The 524-nt window shown below is 60.9% G+C and carries 1 protein-coding gene; it reads right to left on the minus strand.

The window, feature by feature from the left end:
- A partial coding sequence (locus B2W52_RS06745; protein WP_286802086.1) for a cryptochrome/photolyase family protein occupies positions 1-524 on the minus strand: 524 nt, incomplete at both ends.

Consider the following 524-nt stretch of genomic DNA (forward strand, 5'->3'; position numbering starts at 1 on the left):
GCACGAACTCGCGCCAGCCCAGTATCTGACGGATAAATCCCTCCACCGCGTTGATCGGTGCACGGCCTGAATACCACGCCTGAGCGGCCGCCTCGCAAACCGCCACCGGATCCAGAAGCCCGGAATTGATGTAGGGCGACAGGATGGAATGAAACAGCCAGTCCTCGTTGTCCGAAATCGCGTCCTGATAATCGCCAAAGCAGGGCAGGGCATAATCGATGAAGTGTTCGAGCGCTCCCTGCGCGTCCTCGGCGGTAACGGCAAAATGGAAGTCGTCGGTGGTGCCGAAGTGATCGCTGAAATGCTCATCCACCAGGGCGATCACATCCCGAGTAATGGCATCCGGCTCTATCCGGAATGGCGCCGGGGCCGGCGGCTTGCCGGTCCATTTCTTCCGGTTGTCGGCATCGAAATTCCACTGCCCGCCCTCGGGCTCACCGTCGGAGGCCATCAACAAACCGGTCTTGCGCCGCATCTCCCGGTAGAAGAATTCCATCCGCAACTGCTTGCGGCCCTCGGCCCAG

It is taken from the genome of Marinobacter sp. UBA2498 (assembly GCF_002341575.1).
Taxonomy (GTDB): domain Bacteria; phylum Pseudomonadota; class Gammaproteobacteria; order Pseudomonadales; family Oleiphilaceae; genus Marinobacter; species Marinobacter manganoxydans.